This is a genomic window from Hymenobacter swuensis DY53 (genome assembly GCF_000576555.1).
In the GTDB taxonomy this organism is placed as follows: Bacteria; Bacteroidota; Bacteroidia; order Cytophagales; family Hymenobacteraceae; genus Hymenobacter; species Hymenobacter swuensis.
The window spans coordinates 2,113,907-2,137,199 of record NZ_CP007145.1 but is presented as its reverse complement, the minus strand read 5'-3'; the positions used below and the strand labels follow the sequence as shown (position 1 = coordinate 2,137,199).

Annotated in this window: 17 protein-coding genes; 15 read left to right on the top strand and 2 right to left on the bottom strand. The window is 58.1% G+C overall.

Annotated elements, in window-relative coordinates:
* The first annotated feature begins 23 nt into the window (after positions 1-23).
* Complete coding sequence (locus HSW_RS10410) at positions 24-1,475, top strand: diadenylate cyclase (protein WP_044001871.1); 1,452 nt, start codon at positions 24-26, stop codon at positions 1,473-1,475.
* 101 nt (positions 1,476-1,576) lie between these two features.
* On the opposite strand, the gene HSW_RS10405 is transcribed toward HSW_RS10410, so the two are convergent.
* Positions 1,577-2,566 carry an aldo/keto reductase gene (locus tag HSW_RS10405; protein WP_044001870.1) on the bottom strand — a complete coding sequence of 330 codons (990 nt, stop codon included), beginning with the start codon at positions 2,564-2,566 and terminating at the stop codon, positions 1,577-1,579.
* A 311-nt stretch (positions 2,567-2,877) separates the two neighbouring features.
* Between HSW_RS10405 and HSW_RS10400 the strand changes: the two genes are divergently transcribed.
* From HSW_RS10400 to HSW_RS10365, 8 genes are all read left to right on the top strand, one after another.
* The gene (locus HSW_RS10400) at positions 2,878-3,618 is read left to right on the top strand and encodes a hypothetical protein (RefSeq protein ID WP_155832917.1); all 741 of its coding nucleotides are present in this window, start codon (positions 2,878-2,880) and stop codon (positions 3,616-3,618) included.
* Positions 3,619-3,643: 25 nt separating this feature from the next.
* Positions 3,644-6,421 carry a TonB-dependent receptor gene (locus HSW_RS10395; RefSeq protein WP_044001868.1) on the top strand — a complete coding sequence of 926 codons (2,778 nt, stop codon included), beginning with the start codon at positions 3,644-3,646 and terminating at the stop codon, positions 6,419-6,421.
* Positions 6,422-6,550: 129 nt separating this feature from the next.
* Entirely contained in the window at positions 6,551-8,956 is a 2,406-nt protein-coding gene (locus tag HSW_RS10390; protein ID WP_052346335.1) for a hypothetical protein, read from the top strand.
* A 24-nt stretch (positions 8,957-8,980) separates the two neighbouring features.
* On the top strand, positions 8,981-9,469 hold the full coding sequence (locus tag HSW_RS10385) for a DUF4112 domain-containing protein (RefSeq protein WP_044001867.1): 489 nt from the start codon (positions 8,981-8,983) through the stop codon (positions 9,467-9,469).
* A gap of 337 nt (positions 9,470-9,806) precedes the next feature.
* A complete protein-coding gene (locus HSW_RS10380; protein ID WP_155832916.1) occupies positions 9,807-10,223 on the top strand; it encodes a hypothetical protein in 417 nt (138 codons plus the stop codon).
* Positions 10,223-10,924, top strand: coding sequence for an SCO family protein (locus HSW_RS10375; protein ID WP_044001865.1), 702 nt, complete (start codon positions 10,223-10,225; stop codon positions 10,922-10,924). The genes HSW_RS10380 and HSW_RS10375 overlap by 1 nt, the downstream gene beginning before the upstream one ends.
* A complete protein-coding gene (locus HSW_RS10370) occupies positions 10,921-11,355 on the top strand; it encodes a c-type cytochrome (RefSeq protein WP_052346334.1) in 435 nt (144 codons plus the stop codon). Before HSW_RS10375 ends, HSW_RS10370 begins: the two co-directional genes overlap by 4 nt.
* A 119-nt stretch (positions 11,356-11,474) precedes the next feature.
* The gene (locus HSW_RS10365; protein WP_155832915.1) at positions 11,475-12,491 is read left to right on the top strand and encodes an enhanced serine sensitivity protein SseB; all 1,017 of its coding nucleotides are present in this window, start codon (positions 11,475-11,477) and stop codon (positions 12,489-12,491) included.
* A 76-nt stretch (positions 12,492-12,567) separates the two neighbouring features.
* Here the strand turns inward: HSW_RS10365 and HSW_RS10360 are convergent, their stop codons facing one another.
* Positions 12,568-13,104 (bottom strand): DUF2062 domain-containing protein, encoded by a 537-nt coding sequence (locus HSW_RS10360; protein ID WP_081768360.1) that lies wholly within the window; start codon positions 13,102-13,104, stop codon positions 12,568-12,570.
* A gap of 106 nt (positions 13,105-13,210) precedes the next feature.
* Here HSW_RS10360 and HSW_RS10355 point away from each other — a divergent pair, with 106 nt between their 5' ends.
* The 6 genes from HSW_RS10355 to HSW_RS10330 all read left to right on the top strand — a co-directional run bounded on the left by HSW_RS10355 (position 13,211) and on the right by HSW_RS10330 (position 22,804).
* Entirely contained in the window at positions 13,211-14,146 is a 936-nt protein-coding gene (locus HSW_RS10355; protein ID WP_052346332.1) for a YihY/virulence factor BrkB family protein, read from the top strand.
* A 235-nt stretch (positions 14,147-14,381) separates the two neighbouring features.
* Positions 14,382-15,776: a DEAD/DEAH box helicase gene (locus HSW_RS10350; protein WP_044001863.1), complete on the top strand. Its 1,395-nt coding sequence runs from the start codon at positions 14,382-14,384 to the stop codon at positions 15,774-15,776.
* A gap of 194 nt (positions 15,777-15,970) precedes the next feature.
* On the top strand, positions 15,971-16,555 hold the full coding sequence (locus HSW_RS10345) for an RNA polymerase sigma-70 factor (protein ID WP_197031986.1): 585 nt from the start codon (positions 15,971-15,973) through the stop codon (positions 16,553-16,555).
* A gap of 203 nt (positions 16,556-16,758) precedes the next feature.
* Positions 16,759-17,781, top strand: coding sequence for a FecR family protein (locus HSW_RS10340; RefSeq protein ID WP_044001862.1), 1,023 nt, complete (start codon positions 16,759-16,761; stop codon positions 17,779-17,781).
* Between the two features lie 65 nt (positions 17,782-17,846).
* A complete protein-coding gene (locus HSW_RS10335) occupies positions 17,847-21,269 on the top strand; it encodes a SusC/RagA family TonB-linked outer membrane protein (protein WP_052346330.1) in 3,423 nt (1,140 codons plus the stop codon).
* 20 nt (positions 21,270-21,289) lie between these two features.
* Positions 21,290-22,804: a RagB/SusD family nutrient uptake outer membrane protein gene (locus tag HSW_RS10330; protein ID WP_044001861.1), complete on the top strand. Its 1,515-nt coding sequence runs from the start codon at positions 21,290-21,292 to the stop codon at positions 22,802-22,804.
* The last annotated feature ends 489 nt before the right edge of the window (positions 22,805-23,293 follow it).

The following is a 23,293-nucleotide window of genomic DNA, read 5'->3' as shown; positions in this document are numbered from 1 at the left end:
CTCACGCCCACCCGCCGTCCCTTATGTGGGAAAATCAAAGTCTGTTTCGCGTCTCGGCCCAGTTATTTGCTGATGGCGTTTTTAATCTGCTTGACCGGACGCTGAAGCCGGAAGTCTTTCTGCTGGGGCTGGCTTCGGCCCGTGAAACCGACGAGCCTGAAGCCGTAGTAGTTGAGCCCCAAACGCACCGCTACCGGCCTCATGATTTTGCCGTACTTAAAGCCCGCGCCGCTTCGCTGGAGCCCGATGGCCCCCGGGAAGTGGTATATCACCTCCACCCCCTCGACCATGACCGGTACGAGAAGCAGCGGTGGTATGACTTGCTGCGCCGGGCCACGGAACACACGATTAACGACCTGGTAGTTAATCGGGAGGAGAAACGGGTGAGCTTTTGTTCATTACCCGTAACCGTGGGCGGATATCTGGTTATCATCGTGCTACAGCTCAACGCGGAGACGTACCAGGGCTATTATTCCCTGCCCGGACCTGCCGGCCCTACCCGCCCGGCCTCCCTGCTGGCCGCCACGGTGCAGGAAGTGTTGCAGGATGCGGCCCGGGCTTTGCGCGAATCGGATACGGACGATGATCGGCCAGTACTTGACCGAGACTACAACGAGGTACTACGCGCGGCGGGCCGACGCTTCATGCTGCGCGCCGCCGCCGGCTCACACGGCCTCTATGACGCCTGCAACGGGGTGGCGGCCCTGCGCCATGAGGGCGACGAAGGGGTAGGTACCGTGCTGATTTCGCGCCGCAACCACCAGGCAGTTGTCCCTGTTCTCACCCTGGAATCCCCGATTCCCTTGCGGGACTATCGTCGCATCCGGAAACTGCTGGAGTTGAGCGAAGACCGGAACTCGTTGATTACGGATGCTACGGATGTTTTCGGGCTGGGCTACCTCGTAGAAACTTCCGACCCGCAGTACGAGCCACTGTTCACGGTGCATTTTACCAAGCACTACAGTTGGGAGCTTAGCCACGACGGGCAGCTGATGATGAAGGTGGTTTCCAATACACCGCGCCTTCCGCAGGGCACGGTAGATGAGAACAACTTTACAGAGGCCATCCGGCGGGTTTTCCCGGCCGTAGACGCGGCCGGTGGGGCGTATCTGTGGGAGCTGACCCTCAAGGCTACCACCCAATCAAACGGCACTATTCTCCTGATTTCGGAGGGCGCGGCCCAAGAAGCGGCCCGCCTCACCCGCCAGTGCTTCCGGGTGGCCCCACGCCTGATGACGCCCTCCGTACTGCGCCTCGTTACCAATATCGATGGAGCCGTGCTCATCGACCCGGCCGGTACCTGTTTCGCCATTGGCGTCATCCTAGATGGCCTCGCCACTGAAAAAGGCGACTCCAGCCGGGGTTCCCGCTACAACTCGGCCCTACGCTACGTGGAAAGCAGCCGCTACCCCGTGCTGGCCATCGTCGTGAGCGAAGACGGCTGGATCGACCTGCTTCCCCCCGTGCGACGGTGAATCAAAGGTGAAACTGTGAAGTAGTGAACGTGTGAGATTGATGTTCTCTTGCGAGCAACACCAGTAGAACATCAACCTCACACGTTCACAATTTTACCACTTCACCGATTGACGCTGGCCATCATGGCCTCGGGGTAGCGTTGGCCGGCGGCAGCGTGTTGGGGAGCAATCTGATTGATGCGGGCCAAGTCTTCCAGGGACAGGATCAGGTTGGCAGCACCTACGTTTTCCTCCAGATACGGCACCCGCTTTGTACCAGGAATAGGCACAATATCTTCGCCCTGGGCCAGTACCCAGGCCAGGGCCAGTTGGCCGGGCGTACAGTCTTTTTCAACGGCCATTTCCTTGATGCGGCTCACCAGATCAAGGTTCTTTTGGAAGTTTTCGCCTTGGAAGCGGGGCGTGTGGCGGCGGTAATCATCGGGGGCTAGGTCCTCAAAGCGTTGAATCTGCCCGGTCAGGAACCCCCGGCCCAGCGGCGAGTACGGCACAAAACCGATACCCAGCTCCCGGCAGGTGGGCAGAATCTCTTCTTCCGGGTCGCGGCTCCAGAGAGAATATTCAGTTTGCAGCGCGGCAATGGGATGGGCCTTACTAGCCCGGCGTAACGTATCCGGGGCCGCTTCAGAGAGGCCCAGGTAACGCACTTTGCCTTCTTCCACGAGCCGGCTCATGGCGCCCACGGTTTCCTCAATGGGCGTGCCGGGGTCTACGCGGTGCTGATAATACAGGTCAATGTAGTCGGTGCCCAAACGGCGCAGACTGGCTTCGCAGGCCTGACGCACGTACTCCGGCCGGCCGTTGATGCCGCGCTTTTCCGGGTTGTTCGGGTCACGCTGGATGCCGAATTTGGTGGCTATGACCACCTCGGCCCGGCGGCCTTTAAGGGCCCGGCCCAGCAGTTCTTCGTTGGTGAAGGGGCCATACATATCGGCCGTATCGAAGAAGGTGACGCCCAGCTCCAGCGCCCGGTGAATGGTCCGGATGCTTTCCTCGTCGTTGCGCGCCCCGTAAAAATCAGACATGCCCATGCAGCCTAGACCGAGAGCAGAAACTTTCAGGCCGGATTGGCCTAACGTGCGGTTTTTCATGGAACGTAGCGTTACTTGTGGCTCAGAATCATTTTTCAGCGCAGGCTCCTGCCTGTGTTGCCCGCTCCCACTTCTGAGTTTTGAGGAGGCCACTGAGTAATACTTGTGTTTTTTACACATTGTTCTATTACTTTTTCTATCTTACTGGCTTGCATACACTTAGCTGTATACCAGAAACTCAACCGTATTGCACGGCAACAATGAGAACAGGGTGAATTTCCCCTTGCTGTCTACCACTGTTTTTTTCATCGGCGCGCACCTTTCCAACCTGAGAATAAGCTACGTATTATTCTACCTATTGACATTTTTCTATGAAACACATGTTACTTCTTGGCGGCCTTGCCTTTTTCGTGGCTCCACTAACGGGTTTTGGCCAATCCTCTGCCACCGATTCTACCCTACTAGTAGCATCTGTAAAGAGTGCTTCCTCGCATTACACGGCAGCTATTTCAAATAACTCCGAGCTTTTCAATGGGCCGGAATATGTATTTTATAACAAAGCTCTGCAAAAGACCAAGGGCCATCCATTTTTCGAAACGGATCAGCCCCAAAAAGGCAGCGTACTATACAACGGTGCTTCCTTTTCCGACGTGCCTTTGTTGTACGATATTAAGCTGGATCAGCTAATAACTTTTTACCCAGTAAGTCTACTAAAAATTCAGCTTATCACGCCCAGTGTTGGCAGTTTTTCTGTTAATAACCATTCGTTTATTTATCTATCAGAAGACAAGGAAGCCAACTTTACGGCGGGCTTTTATGAGCTACTAGTCTCAGGCGAAGCCAGTGTAATAGCCCGGCGGGTTAAAGAAACAGAGAAATCCATTCAGGGCGGCCAGATAGAATATTCATTTATTGAGCGCGACAAATATTATATCCGCTATAATGAAAAACCCTCCCTGGTTTCCAGTGCCGCCGATATTACCAGGCTGTTTCCCGACCAGAAGAAGGAACTGCAAAAATTTGTCAAATCCAACAGATTACGCTTTAAGAAAAACAGCCGGGAGAAAGACATGATCCAGCTTGTTTCTTATTACAACGCCCTGAGCAAGTAGTTCCACGCGCCTATCAACACCCCTCATGAATAAGAAATACTTTTTATTGTTAGGTTTCTCTTTGCTGTTTTATAACACCCAGCTCAGGGCACAGGTTACGCCACCAACCGTAAGCACCAGAGAACTTTCTAACGCCACGCTAGATGCGTTTATTAAGGAAATAGAAGCCCAGACCCCTTACCGTTTCTTCTTTGCGCCGGGAGTTATTGACAACATCAAGGTAACTACCAAAGCCGGTAACCATCCTTTGGCCGCCACCTTACAGCAGATTTTGCAGGGTACGCCTCTTCGTTTTGCCATTGACCAGAACAACCGGGTGTACCTGACCACGGGAGCGGCTATTCAGACGGCTTTACCGGAGTATTTTTTCCTGCCGGAGTCGCCGGGGGGCATTGCTGTGGAAGAAACCCTGACGAATGCTGCCGATGAAGAAGAGGCTGCCCAGCAGCGGGCCCGCAGCGCAGTGAAGCTCTACGAGGTAGGTATTGTACCCAACGAGAAGAACAAGGGCATGGCTACCCTGGCCGGGCACGTTCGGGATATCAAGTCCGGGGAGCCGATTATCGGGGCTTCCGTTTTTATTGAGTCTCCCAGTATCGGCACAACCACCGACCAGTTTGGGGCCTATTCCATTACGCTGCCCTTGGGCCGGCACGAGCTGCGCATCCGGGGCATCGGTATCAACAATACCAAGCGTCAGCTGGTAGTGCGTGGGGATGGTAAGCTGGAAATTGAGGTAGAGGAAGATATTACCCCACTCAGGGAAGTAGTAATTGAGGCGGAGAAAGATAAAAACGTGGCCGGAATGCAGATGGGCCTGGAAAAGCTGGATATCAAAACCATCCGGCAGGTGCCCACGGCTTTCGGCGAGGCGGATATTCTGCGGGTGGTGATGATGCTGCCGGGGGTAAAATCGGTAGGAGAAGGCAGCACCGGCCTCAATGTGCGCGGCGGGGCGGCCGACCAGAACCTGATTCTGTTCAACGATGCGACGGTATACAACCCCTCGCACTTGTTCGGCTTTTTCTCGGCTTTCAACCCTGACATTCTGAAGTCGGTTGAGCTGTACAAGAGTGCTATTCCGGCCAAATACGGCGGACGGCTTTCATCGGTACTGGATATTACGACCCGCGACGGGAACAAGAAAAAGTTTGCTGGCTCCGGTGGCATTGGTCTGCTCACCAGCCGCCTCACGCTGGAAGGCCCGATTCTCAAGGATAAGAGTTCCTTTATCGTGAGCGGGCGTACCAGCTACTCCAACTGGCTGCTACACAAAATCCCGAACAGCCGCCTGCGGGAAAGCGCTGCCTCGTTCTATGATCTGAACGCGCACATCAGCCACGAATTCAACGACAAAAACGCGCTGTACATTACAGCCTACAGTAGCCAAGACAAGTTCAGGCTGGCCAGCGATACTACCTATCAGTACAAGAATTTCAACGGGAGCATTAAGTGGCGGCACAACTTCAGCAACAAGCTGTTTGGGGTACTGACCGGGGCCGTCAGCAAGTACAACTACAACATCGTCAGCGAGGAAAATCCGGTGAATGCCTCGGAGCTGAAGTTTGATCTAGGCCAAACGAATGCCCAGATGGACTTCACCTATTTCCTTAACCAGAAGCACACGCTGGATTTTGGGGTCAGTTCCGTCCTGTACGACGTATTGCCGGGCAGCCTGCAGCCCCAGGGCGAAAAATCCCTGATTCTGCCGGATGTGCTGCAGCGTGAGAAGGGCCTAGAAAGCGCCCTGTATCTGTCGGACCGGTTTGATATTTCGCCGCGGTTATCGGTCTCGGTGGGGTTACGCTACTCTCTGTTCAATGCCCTGGGCCCCCGCACTACCTATCGGTACCTGCCTGGCGTGTCACGCTCAGAGAATACAATTACCGATACGCTCACCTACAAAGCGGGAGATGTGCTGGCTACGTACCACGGGCCGGAATACCGGCTTTCCGCCCGCTACGCCCTATCCGATGTTTCCTCGGTGAAAATGAGCTTCAACCGCACCCGCCAGTACATTCACCTGCTGTCGAACACCACCTCCATGTCGCCTACCGATGTCTGGAAGCTCAGCGACGCCAATATTCGTCCGCAGGTAGGCGACCAGACAGCCATTGGTTACTACCGGAATTTTAAGAATAACACGATTGAAACTTCGGTAGAAACCTACTACAAAAACACCCGCGACTTTGTCGATTACAAGAGTGGAGCCACCCTGCTGCTTAATCACCATATTGAAACGGACGTGGTAAACGCCGTGGGAAAATCGTACGGGGTGGAAGTAATGGTAAAAAAGCTAACCGGCAAAATAAATGGCTGGGTAAGCTACACGTATTCCCGTTCCCTGGTACAGGTAAATAATCAGACAACCTCGGATATTGTTAATAACGGCAAATACTATCCGAGCAATTTTGATAAACCCCACGATTTTGCCATGATTGGTAATTATCGGTTCAGCCGGCGGTTTAGCTCGTCGCTGAATTTCACGTACAATACGGGCAGGCCTATTACCCTTCCGCTGGCGCAGTACACACTTGGTAATTCCACCCGGGTGTATTATTCGGAGCGGAATGCGTATCGGGTGCCCGATTTTTACCGCGTAGATTTTGCCCTGAATTTTGAAGGCAACCATAAAGTAAAAAAACTAGCTCACAGCTCCTTTACTTTTTCGGTTTATAACCTTACGGGACGTCGTAATCCGTATTCCATCTATTTCAAATCTGTTAATGGTGAGCTCAGGGGCTACAAGCTGTCCATCTTTGGACAGCCCATTCCTACCCTCACGTATAATTTCAGATTTTAATTCTTACGGGCCTGGCTACTATGGTGCAGTAGCTTTCCGCGTCGCCGGAACGCGTTGCCTTTAGTCGGTTTTTCGCTCCTTTTCCGGAAAACCCTTTACCGTACTATTACCTCTACTCGCCGTAACGCAATGCAGTTTCTTACCCGCCTGTTTGCCAGTGCAGCCACGGCCACCATTCTGGCCGCCAGCCCTGTGCAGGCCCAAACCGATTCGCTGACGCACCTGACTCAGCAGTTTTTACACTACACGCAGCAAACGCTGCCAGAAAAACTGTACCTGCACGTTGACCGCCCGCTGTACATGAGCGGGGAGCTATTGTGGTTTAAGGTGTACGCCGTGGATGGCACTTTTCACAAGCCCCTCGCCATGAGCCGGGTAGCGTACGTGGAAGTACTCGACAAAAACCAGCGGCCGGTGCTGCAGACGAAAATTGCGCTGGCAAAAGCCGCCGGGCACGGCTCATTCACCCTGCCTTCGTCTCTGCCTTCAGGAGCGTACACAGTACGGGCCTACACCAGCTGGATGAAGAACTTCGGCCCGGACTTTTACTACCATACCACGGTTCGGGTGGTTAACCCGGGCACTTCACTGGGGCTGAAGCTGGCCAGGGACTCGGCGGCGTATGATGTGCAGTTTTTCCCCGAGGGTGGTTCGCTGGTACAGGGCCTGGCCAGTAAGGTAGCTTTCAAGGTTACCAACCGGCTGGGACACAGCGTGCCCGCTACGGGCACGGTGGTTAACGAGAAAGGCAATCTCGTGGGCGAGTTTACCACGCATAGGTTTGGCATGGGGCATTTTATGCTTACCCCCGCGCCCGGCTCCTCCTACACGGCCCTGGTGCAGCTCCCCAACAAACGGGTAGTATCCCGCACCCTGCCTACGCCCCTCGCGCAGGGCTACGTTCTGAGCCTGCAGTCCTCGGGCTCGGAACAGCTGACCCTCACTGTTACCACTAACGACCAGGGCCGGCCGACGGAAGACATTCTGTTGCTGGGGCACGCCGGGCAACGTGTAGCGGCCAGTGGCATTATCCGGCTGGCGAATGGCACCGGCCAGTACACGCTCGACAAAAAAGCCCTGCCCGATGGCGTTACCCATTTTACCATTTTCAACGCCCGGAAGCAGCCATTGGCTGAGCGGCTGTACTTCACGCAGCCGCGCCGCAGCCTGAGCATTGCGGTGAAGCCTGACAAGAGCCAGTACGCCGGCCGGGAGAAGGTAACGCTGCAGGTGAGTACGACCACCGAAGCCGGTGCGGCCCAGGCCGCCAACATGTCGATGACCGTTTATCGGCTGGACTCCGTCTCGGCGACGGCTCAGCCTGCCATTGGCGGGTACTATTGGCTGGCTTCCGATTTGCGGGGTACAGTTGAGCAACCCGACTATTACCTCACCCATACCGGACCAGAGGCCGAAACAGCCGCCGATGACCTCATGCTTACCCAGGGCTGGAGCCGTTTTACCTGGTCGGAGGTAGTCAAAGGCCGCCCAAACCTGCCGTATCTACCGGAAATAAACGGCCACCTGGTGCAGGCACTTGTGCGGCAGCAGGGCAACGGCCAGCCGGCTCCCGGCATCTCGGCATTTCTGGCTTCCCCCAGCCGCCTGGTTCGCACCTTCAACGCCATCAGCGACAATTCCGGCCTGCTGCGCTTTGAAACGCATGATTTGTACGGCGACAAGACGGTTACCCTTCAGACCAGTGCCCTCAAGGATTCGACCTATCAGTTCGAAATCCTGAACCCGTTTTCTACCACCTTCCGCACTACTGCCTCACGGATACCAACACCACTTTCGGCGGCTGATCAACAGGCTTTGCTGGAGCGGAGTCTGGCCACGCAAACGCAACGGGCCTACTTCGGGAAGTTGCTGACGCGCTTCACGCCCCTACCAGTTGATAGCGTGCCGTTTTACGGGAAAGCCAACGAGCATTACCGCCTCGACGATTACACGCGTTTCAAGGTACTGGAGGAAGTGATGCGCGAGTACGTGCCGGGCGTTCAGGTCAGAATGCGGAAGGACAGGTTCCATTTTATGGTGCTGGACAACCTCAACCACGTCATCTTTCAGGATGAGCCGCTGGTACTGCTGGATGGGGTTCCGGTTGTGGACCTGAACCGGCTGATGAAGATGGACCCCTTGAAAATTCAGGCGCTGGATGTCATAACGGCTCCGTATTTCCAGGGCACCATGCGCTACAACGGTATTGTCAGCTACATTACTTATCAGGGCAATCTGGCGGATTTCCAGTTTAATCCGCACGTATTACTGCAGGAATACCAGGGGCTGCAGCAGAATCGGGAGTTCTATGCGCCGCGCTACGCTACGCCTGAGGAGAAGCAGAGCCGCCTGGCCGACCTGCGCAACCTGCTGTACTGGAAGCCGGAACTGGTTACCACTACTGGCGGCAGTGAAACCGTAGAGTTTTTTACCTCTGACCAGGCCGGTAAATACGTAGTGGAAGTTCAGGGCCTGTCGGCTTCCGGCCGCAGTGGCAGCAAACGCATTTTCTTTGATGTGAAGCCGGCCCTGTAACGGCAAACTACCTTTCTCCCCGCTATGCCTACGTCTGTTTCTCCTGTCTCCTTCGATCAAGATGACCGCCTGCGGTGGGTGGAGCGTATTTCGCACCTGCTCGACAGCCAGTTTCGGGTGCCGGGTACCACTTGGCGCTTCGGCATCGACCCGATAATGGGCCTTATTCCGGTAGTGGGCGGTTTGCCTTCCCTGGCTATTTCCGGCGTCCTGATTCTGACAATGATGCGCCACGGTGCCAGCGGCAACCTAGTAGTGCGGATGCTAGTAAATGTGCTGCTGGATACTGTGATTGGCGCTATTCCGGTGATTGGCAACATCTTCGACTTCGCCTATAAAGCCAACGACCGGAACGTGCGCCTGCTACGCGCCCACTACGCCGAGGGCAGATACCAGGGCAGTGGCAAAGGACTGGTGCTGCTTATTGTACTATTGCTGCTGGTAATGGGCGGGGCGTTGGTGTGGGGAGGTTGGGCCCTGTGGCATTGGGCCCGCGCCGAGTGGGCCGGCTGAGGATACGTCACGCCTAAAAACACCGTTGGAACGAAAACGGGCAGTCAGTGGTGAAGTGGGTGAACAAATATTCCAAAACCAAGCTCGACGCCAATGCTAATGTTGGCTTTCTGGAATACAACTGGAACCTGCATGAAAAGTAGGCGGCGGCACTTCGCCGTCTGCTTATAGCTAAGAAACTATTTGCGCCAGTAGAAGATCCGTCTGAATGGGGTATAAAACGCTTGGTGGCGCCTTATTACTTAAACGAAAAACCGTCTGGACGGTGTGGCCAATGAAACGGGCTTTCCAGGAACATCAGCAACTTTTCACTGAATCCCGCCTTACCTTTGCGGCCGTGAAAATCCTCCGATTTGCCCCCTTGCTGGTGCTGCTTCCCGCCTGCCTCTCACTGCAGAGTGACGAGCAGAAAGCTGAAGCCGCCGAAAAAGCCGTCCTGGCCCGCCATGATGAGTTGATGGCCCAGATGGATAAGCTCTATGAGCTACGCCAGCAGCTCCAGAAAACTCCGCTGGCCGATACCGTGGCTGCCAGCCGCCACCGCCGGGCGCTGCTCGGGGCCGAAAACGGCATGCTGTTCTGGATGCACCACTACCGCAAGCCCGCCGATACGGTAACCGTAACGCACCGCCTCAGCTACTTCGCCGCCCAACAGCAGCGCATCGATTCGGTGGGCCGCCTGTTTCAAACCAGTCAGGACTCGGCCCGGTTAGTAGTGGCCGATGGTTCTGCCCCTACTTCTTCTGCCCAATAATGTCCTTTCTGAACTTGCACCTTACCAGCAGCCGTTCCGTACTAGCGGGTCTGTTGGCCGTCGGCAGTCTGCTGGCCGCCTGCTCCACCGATTCGGCTACCACGGCCGTCGCTCAAGCTGAGCGCCTGCCTATTCAGGGCCTGCGCCATTCGGAGCCTACTTCACCCTCCGATACGCTACCCGACCCGGTACCGGCTTTCCGGCTTACCAACCAGGAGGGCCGGGAAATCACCAACGCCACCTTCGCGGGTAAGGTGTACGTCACGGATTTCTTCTTTGCCACCTGCCCCAGCATCTGCCCCAAAATGCAGAGCGAGCTGCTGCGGGTCTATAAGCAGTTTGAGAGCAACCCCAACGTGCTGTTCCTGAGCCATACCATCGACCCGGCTCACGATTCCATTCCGGTGCTACGCGACTACGCCGAGCGGCTGGGTATTAAGAATGCCGCGCGCTGGCACTTCGCCACGGCCTCCCACGACACCATTTTTGCCTTGGCTAAGGCCTACATGACGGCCGCGCAGGTGGATAAAACCGTGCAGGGCGGCTTTGCCCACAGCGGTGCTTTTGCGCTCGTCGATTCCAAACGGCGCATCCGGGGCGTGTATGACGGGATGGAAAAAAGCCAGGTAGACCAGCTAATTCACGACCTACCCATTTTGCTGAAGGAGGAACAGGAAGAAGCCACCACGGCCGCCAAATGAGGCTCCGGGCACGTACAGCCGGGCTATGCTACGCGCTGGCAGCGGGCACGGTAGGGGTGCTGAGTCTGAGCAGCTGCTTTACCGAGCGGCAGAATGAAGGTGCAAAGCTGTATGCCACTCACTGCGCCAGCTGCCACGGCGACCAGGGCCAAGGCCTGCAGCGCCTGATTCCGCCCGTGGCTGGCACCGATTACATTGCCCAACACCGCGCCGAACTGCCCTGCCTCATCCGGAAAGGCCTGAAAGGGCCACTAGTGGTCAACGGCGTTGAGTACAACCAGGTGATGCCCGGCCATGAGGACCTGACTGATTCGCAGATTACGAACCTGCTTAACTTCCTGCAAACCAATTGGGGCAACCAGAACCAGCCCTATACCATCCGGGAAGCCTCGGAGCTGCTGGGCCGTTGCAACGGCTCAGATGGGCAATAGCGGTGAAATAGTGCGATGGTGAGTTTGCAGTTCGGTTTGCGCTACTTGTGCCGGCCGAACCGCAAACTCACTATCTCACCGTCTCACTGGAGGTGCATCTTACCCCAAACCTGCTTAGCTTGCAGCTTCATCTGTTTGTTCTGATTATGGGTCTGTTTGACTTCCTGAAAAAGAAAGACGAGGGCATCCCGGCCCCCGCTCCTACCCCCACCCCGGCTGCCGGCACTACCGCCGCCCCCGAAACTCCTGCCGTACCCGCTTCGCCTGCCGGTCCGCGCTACAAGGGCTCCAATTACCAGATGCCGGCCGCTCCCGCCCCGGCTCCCGTACCGTTTATTCCGCCGGCTCCACCTATTCCACTTCCGGGCAGCCTGGGCCAGGAAGCTCCCCAGCTGCCTGATTTCCAGCCCCTGAATATTCTGGAGCAACTGCTGATGCAGGCCGCCGTAGAGCCCCAGTTCCGCAGCCCCTTCTACCAAGCCTTGCTGGGCGAGGAAGTAGTGGTAGTAATGGCCGGCCAAGAAGGGCAGGAACCCGGAGAAGTAACACCTACTGAAGGCATGGAAATTCAGCTCCAGGCTTTGCACGACGGTAAAATTGCCGTCTTCACGGCCATAGAGCGCATTTTTGATAACGGTGCCGTACCGGAGGGCAGCGTAGCCTACCTGCGGTTGCGGGGCCATGACTTCTTCACGATGGTGAAAGGAGCCGACTGTGCCTTGAATCCTTTCTCAGCGGTAGGCAAGCTGCTCGAAGCGGCCGAAATTGAGGCCCTGCTCGCGGGACAGCTGTTTGAGATGCCCGCCCCCGCCGACGTGCAGGTTTCGCTGCACCAGCCCGAACCCGAACCAACCGAGCTACTGGAAGGCCTGCGGGAATACAGCGCCACTCAGGACCATATCCGCACGGTATACCTAGCCGAAATGCGCATGCAAAATAACCCCGAGCAGTCACGTCTGCTGGTAGCTTTCGATACCGAAAACCAAGACCCGGCCTTCCTGCAGGACCTGGGCCCGGTTATCCAGGGCAAAATCGGGGAAGCCCAATTCGTGGATCTTATGCTGATTGACACTGCGTCCGAAGAGCCCCTTATTCAGTATCTGCTGACCACCACGCCGGTCTACCAGCGCGCTTAGTGCTCAGTCTAAGTACAGAAAAGCCTCCGCAACGGTTGTTGTGGAGGCTTTTTTATGTTCCGACGGTTGAGCGTTATTATTCCGGTGCCACTGCCTCGGAGGCGTTTCGTTTGCCCATCAGATGCGCCAGTACGGGCCGGAGCGTGAAGTACAGAATGGGCCCCAGCACCAGGAAGGCCCCGGCCCACAGAGCCAGCCCGCCCAGAATGGCATGCCAAAGCAGGCCCAGAGCTGCCACCCAATCGTGGCGAAACAGGTATTGTAGTTTTTCCAGCGTCAGCGGTGGGCTGTGAGAACCCCATAATCTAGCCCCCTGGCTCATAAACGGAATGATGAGCAGCAGCTGCACCGGGCTCCAGAGGTGTGCTACCAGTAACGTAGCCGCCACATTCAGGCGCAGACGCACGGCCGCCGTGGTAGCTAGCAACGTGGTAATGCCCAGCATCGGCACCATGCCCGCCGCCGTACCCAATGCTACCGTCAGGGCCAGTTGCTGCGGTGTAAGGCCCTGCCGCAGCAGGTTGAGTACCGGCTGCAACAAACGACGACGCCACCAGCTGACCGGCGGGGCAGCGGAAGAAGATACTGACAGCGGAACCCGGGGCTCTGACACGAAGAATTGGGATTAGCGGAAAATGGGTGGTGATGCAGCAGCCGGAAGCTACCTTCGTAACTCGACCCGTGCCCGGCTGCGCGCCCACGGCTAGTACGCGCCTCCTATGACAAAAGTACACGAGCCCGGCTCTGCCCGCCGCCACCCCCTCACCGATTTTGTGATTCTGTTACGCCGGGCGGCCCGGGAGTTCGGGGCCAACGACCCGCTGCGGCTGGGCGCGGCCACGGCCTTCTTCACCACGTTTGCCCTGCCGCCCATCGTCATAATCCTGATTCAACTGCTGGGCTCTTTGTATTCCCGCACCCAGGTGCGGGTGCTGCTGCTTACCAAACTCTCCCACCTGCTGGGCTCCTCGGCGGCGGGCCTGGTAGAGCAGATTTTGCAGAACGTGACCAATATTGAGCGCAGCCGGCTGGTGACGTGGCTGGGCTTCGGGTTTCTGGTGTTCATTGCCACCACCCTGTTCGGCGTTATCCAGAACTCGCTCAACCAGCTCTGGCAGGTGCGGGTACGACGTAGCACCGGCCAGTTCCGTAAGGTGCTGAAGGAGCGCAGCCGCTCCCTAGGCCTGCTGCTGGCCACCGGACTACTCTCCCTGCTGGCCTTCCTCTCCGATGCGGCCCTGGCCTTCCTGGCCCATTACGCCCACGATTTCGGGGCCGCCTTCAGCTCCATCTTCTTCCGCATCGGCAACCAAATATTCTCTCTGTTGATTCTCACCGCTTGGTGCGGGGTTACGTTCCGGAACCTGAGCAGCGCCAAAGTACCACCCAAAGCCGTGTGGCGCGGGGCCCTGCTCACGGCCGTGCTCATTGATCTGGGCGAAAACGTGCTGGGCTTTCTGCTGGTGCCGCGCAACCTGGGGCCCATCTACGGGGCAGCTTCCAGCGTGGTACTGGTGCTGCTGTTCGTGTTCTACTCGGCCATGATTTTCTACTTCGGAGCCTGCTTTACCAAAGCCTACGCCCACTACACCGGCCTTGATATCCGCCCCAAAAAATCCGCCGTGCGCTACAAGTTGGTGGATGTGGAGGATTGAATGGATAGTTGAACCGATGGATGTTTAAACGGGTAAATGGGTGAATTGATCTTCAATCATCCTGAGTGGAGCGAAGGACCTCATCACGCAGGAGCGAATCGTGCATACGTGATAAGGTCCTTCGCTCCACTCAGGATGACAGTATGCCCATCCATCCGTTCAACAGTGCACCTATTCAACACTCCAACCATCCACCCATTCATAAAGCGTACCTTTGCGGGTAGAAAAACCGCTTATGACTTCGACTACTGCTTCCTTTGCCGACCTGGGGTTGGCCCCCGAACTGCTGCAAGCCCTGGAAGAGCTGCAATTCCTGACCCCTACGCCCGTGCAGGAGCAGGTGGTACCCATGGCCCTGGCCGGTCAGGACCTAGTGGGCCAGGCCCCCACCGGCTCGGGTAAAACCGCCGCCTACGGCCTTTCGGTGCTGCAATTGCTGGACCTGAAGACCGATGCCGTGCAGGTAATTGTGCTGGTGCCCGCCCGCGAACTGGCCCTGCAGGTGCGCGACGCCCTCAAGAAACTCGGCAAATTCCTGCCCAACCTGCGCGTAGCGGCCTTTTACGGGGGCCACGCTTTCCGTGAGGAAACCGCCTCCCTCACCCAGGCCCCGCACATTGTGGTGGCCACCCCCGGCCGCTTGCTCGACCACTTTGAGCGGCGCACCATCATTCCGAATCAGCTCAAAACCCTCATTCTCGACGAAGCCGATAAGCTGCTGGAACTGGGCTTCCAGGACGAGCTGGTGGAGATTGTGAAGCGCCTACCCCGCCGCCGTCAGACCCTGCTGTTCTCGGCTACCATGTCGGACAAAGTGGTGGAGCTGATTCGCAAAAACCTGACCCGGCCCCGCGTGGTAAACGCCGGCGAGGACACCGATGAACTGCCCGAAAACCTGACGCTGCTGGGCCATGTAGGCACCGTGGAGCAGAAGCCTGCTGCCTTACTGCACCTGCTCAATAAGCCTGAAACCGGCCGCGCCCTCATCTTCTGCAACACCCGTGACCGGTGCATGGAGCTGACCCGCTTTTTGGTGGGCCGGGGCGTGGCGGCTGAGGTACTGCACGGCAAAATGCCCCAGCCCGAACGAGACAAAGCCCTGCTGAAGCTGCGCAACGGCTCCAGCCAAGTGCTGGTAGCCACCGACGTAGCCGCCCGCGGCATTGATGTGACCCAGCTGGATACCGTAGTGCAGTACGATGCGCCTGATAAGGCCGACGGCTTCCAGCACCGGGCCGGCCGCACGGCCCGCGCCGGCGCCGAGGGGACGGCCCACATTCTGGCCACTGAGAAAGAGCAGGCCCATGTGAAGAAGTGGCCGGTTTCGGCTACCATTCAGTGGAAGCCCATGCACGCCCCCAAACTGCCGCCTGCCGCGCCCAAAGCCCCCCGCCCCGAGAACATCACGTTACACGTTACGGCCGGTAAAAAAGACAAAGTGAGTGCCCACGACTTAGTCGGAGCCTTCGTGAACGTGGGCGGCGTGGCTCGGGATGAGGTCGGACACATTGAGGTGTTTGATTACTACAGCTACGTGGCCGTGCCGCGCCAACAGGCGCAGGAAGTAGCCGAACGGCTGGCCGGAGCCAAAGTAAAAGGCAAGAAAGTGCGGGTATCCATCGTGGCGTAACCAGCACCTGGCACTCGACCTGCTTCGTTAGCCCTTCATGCGTGGGACCTGCTTGCCCGGTCCCGCGCACGAAGGGCTTTTTTTGTTACCAACCTGGGTGAACGTACCGCGCGCTCTGCAGTGTTGATTTGTAGTTGGCTGGAAAAATCAAGTATCTTGAGCTACATTTCAAAGATTCTCCCGCGTTGGAAGTAGTGCGCCCAGATACGGAATTGGTTTGGTTGAGCAGGCTGCGCAACGACGACCAACGAGCCTTTGATGCCCTGTTCCGGCAGTACAGCGCGCGGGTATACCGGTTTGCCTACGGCTACCTGAAATCGGGGGCGGCGGCCGAGGAGATTGTGCAGGAGTGCTTCCTCAAAATCTGGGAACGACGCCACGAGTTGCGGGATGATGTGCCGCTGAAAGGCTACCTCTTTACGGTGGCCCACCATACCATTCTCAACCAGCTGCGCCACACCCGCCACCACCAGGCCTACCAAGATTACGCCCTGTTTACCGGCACCGCTACCGCCGCCACCACTGACACCGATGTGGCCTTTGCAGAGCTGGAAACCCTGTATCTGGCCGCGCTGGAAAAACTCCCCCCAAAGCGCCGCCGCATTTTTACCCTGAGCCGGCAACAGGGCCTCTCCTACGCTGAAATTGCGCAGGAGCTGGGTATTTCGGTGAAAACAGTGGAAACGCAGATGGCCCAGGCCCTGCATTTTCTGCGCCTCTACTTTCAGGCGCACGGCACGGCCCTCAGTCTGCTGCCACTCCTGCTGTTACTGGCCTAGCTCTTCTTTGTGGCTGTCTTACTGAGATGAGGCCTTTCGGCTGGGCATTAATTTTCTTTGCTACTTAAGGAAAGCGTAAGCAGCAGTCTTTCAACATTAACCGAGAAAGGTTACACTTTTTTGAAAAAAATTTACGCGGTGAGTCAGGGTAGCCGGGCCGGTGGGTGTATTACTCAGCAGAACCTACCTCCTACCTGTTGCTCATGGCTGCTTCGCCCGATCAGAATGCCTTCCTTCGTTACGTTAACGGCACTTCCTCTCCACTGGAAGCCGCAAGCGTGCGGAACTGGCTGAGCGAGCCCACCAACCAGCTCCTCGCCCGCGTGTGGATGGAGGAACACTGGAACACGCTGGATACTACCGTTGCGTTGCCCCTGCCGGAACCCGACTATGAGCAGCTACTTGGCAGCCTTCACCAACGGCTAGGCTTTTCGGAGCCCGCTGCCACTGAGCTGGAAGAAGACCTACCGCAACCGCACCGCTGGCGCTACTGGGCTGCGGCAGCTGCCACGGCTGGCTTACTCACGGCGGGCGGCCTTTGGTGGCAAAACCAGCAGCCGGTCAGCTCCCAGAACTATGCTACCGCCTACGGCGAAATGCGCCGGCTGCACCTGCCTGATGGCTCGCAGGTGACGCTGAACGGCAACTCCAGCATCCGCTATGCCGTGAACGTGCCCGATGGTCAGCCTCGGGAGGTGTGGCTGAACGGTGAGGCCTATTTCTCGGTCCGTCACCTACCTAATCACCAGCGGTTTGTGGTGCATACCAACGGCGGTTTCAATGTGGAAGTACTGGGCACGAAGTTTACCGTGTTCCGTCGTCGGGAAGAATCCCGGGTGGTACTGCTTTCAGGCAAAGTGCGGGTAGATTTCACGGACACCACCCACCCCGACGTGGTGATGAAGCCCGGTGAGCTGGTAGAAACCCAAGGTCCGAAGGCCAACGTGGTAGTATACAAACCCGTGCAGACCGACACGTACGCCGCCTGGAAAGACGCCAAGCTCGTCCTCGACAACACCTCTATTACGGACCTTGCTACCCGCCTGCACGATACCTACGGCCTCGACGTAACCATTGCCACACCCAGCCTGAACGAGCGGCGCATGACCGGTACGGTGCCCGTACGGGACCTTGATCTGCTGCTGCGCGCGCTGGAGGAAACTTTCCAGTTGAAAGCTGACCGCCGTGGCAACAACCTGATTCTCTCTGACTCAACTACCCGCTAAGCAGCCTTCCCCTACGCCTGGCTGCTGTAATGGTTTCATTTTTTCTTTTTCCCACCATTCCCACAATGAACCCAACCCCTACCCGCCTGGGTGGCGGCCTGGCGTCCACGGCCCTCTCGGCCTGTGCGCTGCTGCTACCTGCTCCGGGGGCTACGGCCTCCGCGCAACTCCTAGCGTCCAACCACATTCCCACCCAGCGCACGGTAGTGCCGGTTGAAACGGTTCTGCTCAAAGACCTTTTGGGCCAGTGGGAAACCCAGTATGGGGTTACCATCTTTTACGACGCCAATCTTGTCAGCAACAAGCGGGTAGTGGCCCGGCCTGAGGCCGTGGCCCCGCTGGAAGACAAACTTACCGAGGTATTGCCCCAGGCCGACCTCAGCTTCAAAAAGCTTCGCGCTGACTACTATATCCTGGTAGCACCTGCCAACGGCCCGCTCCTGAACTCCGGCCTATCGAAAGCGACGGCGGCCGATGTGCCGGTTTCCGGCCGCGTAACCCAGGCCAACGGTGAAGGCCTGCCGGGCGTGACGGTAGTGGTAAAAGGGACTTCCATTGGTACCTCTACCGGCGCCGATGGGTCTTTCTCGCTCAGCGTACCGGAAGGCAGCACCCTCGTATTCAGCTCCATTGGCTTCAAAAGCCGTGAAGTACCGGTAACCGCAGCCACCAGCAGCCTAGCCATTAATCTGGATGCTGATTCTCAGGCCCTGAGCGAAGTGGTGGTCGTGGGCTACGGTACCCAGGCCCGGCAGGAACTCACCACCTCCGTTGCCTCGGTAGGTGCCCAGCAGATTGAACGGCAGAAAGTGGCCGGCTTCGATCAGGCCCTACAGGGCCAGGCGCCCGGGGTGCAAGTGACGGCCCCAACCGGGGCACCCGGCGCGGGCATCAACGTGCAGATTCGGGGCAATAGCTCCCTCAACGGCAGCAACTCGCCGCTGTATGTGATTGACGGCGTACCCGTGCTGCCGACCTACGACCGGGAGCTGAGTGTAGGTAACCAGAAGCCAAACCCACTCAACTCCATCAACCCCGCCGATATTGAGTCGATTGACGTGCTGAAGGATGGGGCCGCCGCCGCCATTTACGGTGTGCGCGCTTCCAACGGGGTAGTGGTAATTACTACCAAACGCGGCAAATCGGGCAAGCCGCAGGTGGGCTTCAATGCCTACTACGGTGTGCAGAGCCTGCGCAAGAAGCTGGATGTGCTGAACGCCCGGCAGTTTGCAGAGTATTTCAATGAGTCGCAGATTAACGGCGGGGCGGCCCCGGGCTTCCCCGACCTCAACAACCTGCCCGTTGATACCGACTGGCAGGACGAAGTATACCGCACGGCGGCTATCCAGAACTACCAGCTGAACGTAAGCGGCGGCACCGACCGTACCCACTATTACGTGGGCGGCGGCTACTTCAAGCAGGACGGCATTATCCTGAACTCCGGCTTCGACCGGTTCAATTTCAAGCTAAACTTCGATCAGAAGGCCGGCGAGAAGTTCAAGGTAGGCACCAACCTGAACCTGAGCCGCACCAACACCAACGGCAGCGTGCGTAGCGAGCTGGGCCTGGGCAACTCGGGCACCGTTCTGGGTACCCTGGCTCAGATTCCGACGGTACCAGTGCGGGATGCCAACGGCCTGTATGGCACCAACCCCTTCTCACTGTCGGACAACCCGGTGGGCAACCTGCTCGAGACCAACAACCGGGCCCTCACTTACCAGGTTATTGGCAACGTATTCGGGGAGTACAACATCCTGAAAAACCTGACCGTACGCTCGTCGCTGGGTATTGACTTCCGCAGCCAGCTGGAAAACGAGTTCATCACCCGCGACTACCCCGGCACCTCCCGCGCCGATGCCTCCACCCGGGGCAGCGGCCGGACGGGCACCACGCTCCAGAACATCTGGCTGTGGGAAAACACGGCTACCTATTCACCCAACCTCGGCGAGAAGCATAGCCTGCAGCTGCTGGCTGGCCAGTCGATTCAGGAGTCGAACCGCTTTGCTTCCAATGCGTCCGTGCGGGGCTATGCCTCCAACGCCGTGCCTTACCTCTCGGCCGGTACCGAGCGCCTGGGGACCAGCAGCTACGAGGAAGAATGGGGCCTGACCAGCCTGTTCGCCCGCGCCATCTATAGCTTTGAGGACAAGTACCTGGCTACTCTCAGTCTGCGCCGCGACGGCACCAGCCGCTTTGACGATGCGCACGGTTACTTCCCGGCTGTGGCTTTGGGCTGGCGCATTTCCAAGGAAGGTTTCTTCCCGCAGGGTACGCCGGTGTCGGATCTGAAGCTGCGCGGCAGCTTCGGCGGCAACGGCAACCAGGAGTTGGGCTACACCTACCAGCGTTTCAGCTCCTACGTGGTGGGCGCCAACTATGTGGGCAACGGCACCTCGGTGCAGGGCGGCATCCGGCCCGACCGAATTGGTAACCGCGCATTGAAGTGGGAAACCTCTTACCAGTACAACATCGGCCTCGACCTGGGCATGTTTAACGACCGGCTCATGCTGACCGTGGATGCCTACCGCAAGCGGGCCGAAGACCTGCTGCTGAGCGTGCCGCTGGCTCCAAGCACCGGAGCGCAGGTGCTCGACATTATTCAGAACGTAGGCGCGGTGGAGAACAAGGGCCTGGAGTTTGCCCTCAACACCACCAACGTGCAGGGCCAGAACGGCGGCTTCAGCTGGACTACCAACTTGAACGCCTCGCTCAACCGCAACAAAATCCTGGACCTGGGCACGCTGTATAACACCCAGAACCAGTTGGTTGATCGTAACATCACGTATGCCAACAGCATTTCGCAGAAGGGCAGCCCGCTGGGTTCGTTCTATGGCTATCAGGTGCAGGGGATTTTTCAGTCGGCCGATGAAATTGCCAACGCCGCCACCCAGCAGGGCAACCCCCAACCCGGGGATATCCGCTTCGCGGACGTGAACGGCGACAAAGTCATCAACGACGCGGACCGTACCATCATTGGTAACCCGAATCCCAAGGTTATCGGGGGTGTCACGAATACCTTCTCGTTCAAGGGTCTCGACCTGAGCGTGTTCTTTCAGGGCAGCTTCGGCAACGACATCTACAACGCCAACCGCCAGGCCCTGGAGTCGTTGAGCGGCCCCGTAAACCAGCTGACTACCGTGCTGGACCGTTGGACGCCCACCAACACCGACACCAGCATTCCGCGCGCCGTGTTTGGCGACCCCAACAACAACGGCCGCTTCTCCTCACGCTGGATTGAGGATGGCAGCTACGTCCGCCTCAAAAACCTCACGTTGGGCTACACTCTGCCTGCCAGCCTTATCAACAAAGCTCGCTTCAGCGGCCTGCGCGTGTACGTGAGCGGTCAGAACCTGCTGACGTGGACCGATTATTCGGGTTACGACCCGGAAGTAAGCGCCGACCCGTTCTCCGCTACCAGCAGCGGCCGCGACTTTGGCGTGTACCCACAGGCACGCACCTACACCGTTGGCCTGAACGCCTCTTTCTAAGCTGACTCCCGCCCCTTCCCATGAAAAAGATATTCATTCCTGTTTTTGCCCTGGTAGTGCTGGGCAGCTGCGACGTACTTGATAAGCAGCCGCTGCCCAGCATTGCACCGGAGAACTTCTTCCAGAACGCCGACGACGCCGAAGCCGGCCTGACCGCCGCCTACGACGCCCTGCAGGGCACCGGCCTCTACAGCCAGGATTTAGTTGTGGCCGGTGAAATGCCGTCTGACAACTGTTTCAGCACCAACGGTGACGTAGCAGCCCTGGGCCGCCTGACCTGGACGCCCACTACCGGCCAGATTTACAACATCTGGCGCGACTCCTACCTCGGTATCAACCGCGCCAACGCGGTGCTGAAATACGTGCCGGCCATTGATATGACGGTCGCCCGCAAAAACCAGATTCTGGGCGAGGCCTACTTCCTGCGGGCCCTGCACTACTACAATCTGGTAAAGCTATACGGGGCGGTTCCGTTGCGGCTGGAGCCCACGGAAAGTGGCGAGCAGACGGTGGTATCCCTACCCCGCACTTCCGCCGAAACAGTTTACGCCCAGATTGCCACCGACCTGAACACGGCTGACGGTCTGGTTCCGGCCGCCAACCCCAATCGGATTACAAAAGGTGCCGTAAATGCGCTGCTGGCCAAGGTGCTGCTCACGCAACGCCAGTGGGCCCCGGCGGCGGCGGCGGCCAACAAGGTAATTACCGAAGGCGGCTATGCGCTGGCCGCAAACTTCAAGAGCCTGTACCCGGCGGAAAACGTGCGGCCGGAAACCATTCTGGAAGTCCAGAACCAGGGCACGCCCGACGGCAACAACATCCTGCCCGACTTGCTGTTGCCTTCGCCCCCGGCTACGTATTCCTTTCCTAAGTTCAACATTCCAACCCTGTACCGGAGCACGGCCACGGCCAAACCCACTGACCTGACGTTTGTGGTGGACACGCTGAACGACCAGCGCTGGAGCCGCCGCGCCACCCGCACCGTAACGGCCGGCGGCGTGGTGTACGTGCAGCGCGACTACGCCAGCTTCGTACTTGGCTCCAGCCGCGACTCCAAAGCCAGCGCCAACGACCTGGGCCCCTTCGTATACAAGTGGCCCGGTGCCCCCAACGGCTTCAACAGCCCCGATAATACCTACATCCTGCGCTACGCCGATGTATTGCTGATGTACGCCGAAGCTCTGAACGAGCAGAACGGCCCCTCGGCTGATGCGTTGGCCAAGCTGAACATGGTGCGCACCCGCGCCGGTTTGCCGGCCCTCACGGCCGCTTCCCCCCAATACGCCAGCAAAAAGACCCTGCGGGATGAAATTGACCGGCAGCGTCGGCTGGAAATGGCTTTCGAAGGGGAACGGTGGTTTGATCTGCTGCGCTACGCCCGTCACAACCAGGCGGAAGCTGGTGCCCACGCTGTTACGGCCCTGGATATCATTGAGCAGAAGCTCAACCGCCGCGACGTGAACCTGCTGTTATTCCCGGTGCCTCAGGCCGAGATTAACAACAACGCCCAGCTGCAACAGAATCCCGGTTACTAAGGAACGTATCGGCCCGGCAGCTACTACCTGCCGGGCCGGCTACGCTTCGCCACTTTCCTGCGAAGCAGCGCATTTTTTCGTTGTTTCTTATCTGCCGCCCGTTGCGCCAGGCACGTCACAACGGGCTTTTTCCGCCCTGAATACCGGGTTTTTCGCGTGTGAGGTAGGCGTATAACGCATCGGCACTCCGAGCAGATCGAGTCGTCTGGAGGTTTGTTTTCTCCTGTCCTCGGCCGATATATTTGATTCGGTTGTGCCGTACTTACCCGCAGTGCGCGGTATTCTCATCTGATTCCGGCACGCTTCGGCTGCCAGTGGGTCACGTTCGTTCTTACCAGCTTCTGAAACTTACCCCGTTCCGCCCGCGCGGCTACGGGGCTCCCCCGCCCCGGGCCGGATTCGCTAGCCGGACCGGGGTATTTGGGGCCGGCTTTGCTAAAGGGGAGCGGGGCCGGCCCTTCCGGGTGAGAAGCGGCAACCTACCGACAC

What these genes read in the sequence shown, in the direction of transcription:
- HSW_RS10410 (WP_044001871.1), top strand. Translation starts at nt 24, where the DNA reads ATGTGGGAAAATCAAAGTCTGTTTCGCGTCTCGGCCCAGTTATTTGCT.
- HSW_RS10405 (WP_044001870.1), bottom strand. Translation starts at nt 2,566, where the DNA reads ATGAAAAACCGCACGTTAGGCCAATCCGGCCTGAAAGTTTCTGCTCTC.
- HSW_RS10400 (WP_155832917.1), top strand. Translation starts at nt 2,878, where the DNA reads ATGAAACACATGTTACTTCTTGGCGGCCTTGCCTTTTTCGTGGCTCCA.
- HSW_RS10395 (WP_044001868.1), top strand. Translation starts at nt 3,644, where the DNA reads ATGAATAAGAAATACTTTTTATTGTTAGGTTTCTCTTTGCTGTTTTAT.
- HSW_RS10390 (WP_052346335.1), top strand. Translation starts at nt 6,551, where the DNA reads ATGCAGTTTCTTACCCGCCTGTTTGCCAGTGCAGCCACGGCCACCATT.
- HSW_RS10385 (WP_044001867.1), top strand. Translation starts at nt 8,981, where the DNA reads ATGCCTACGTCTGTTTCTCCTGTCTCCTTCGATCAAGATGACCGCCTG.
- HSW_RS10375 (WP_044001865.1), top strand. Translation starts at nt 10,223, where the DNA reads ATGTCCTTTCTGAACTTGCACCTTACCAGCAGCCGTTCCGTACTAGCG.
- HSW_RS10370 (WP_052346334.1), top strand. Translation starts at nt 10,921, where the DNA reads ATGAGGCTCCGGGCACGTACAGCCGGGCTATGCTACGCGCTGGCAGCG.
- HSW_RS10355 (WP_052346332.1), top strand. Translation starts at nt 13,211, where the DNA reads ATGACAAAAGTACACGAGCCCGGCTCTGCCCGCCGCCACCCCCTCACC.
- HSW_RS10350 (WP_044001863.1), top strand. Translation starts at nt 14,382, where the DNA reads ATGACTTCGACTACTGCTTCCTTTGCCGACCTGGGGTTGGCCCCCGAA.
- HSW_RS10340 (WP_044001862.1), top strand. Translation starts at nt 16,759, where the DNA reads ATGGCTGCTTCGCCCGATCAGAATGCCTTCCTTCGTTACGTTAACGGC.
- HSW_RS10335 (WP_052346330.1), top strand. Translation starts at nt 17,847, where the DNA reads ATGAACCCAACCCCTACCCGCCTGGGTGGCGGCCTGGCGTCCACGGCC.
- HSW_RS10330 (WP_044001861.1), top strand. Translation starts at nt 21,290, where the DNA reads ATGAAAAAGATATTCATTCCTGTTTTTGCCCTGGTAGTGCTGGGCAGC.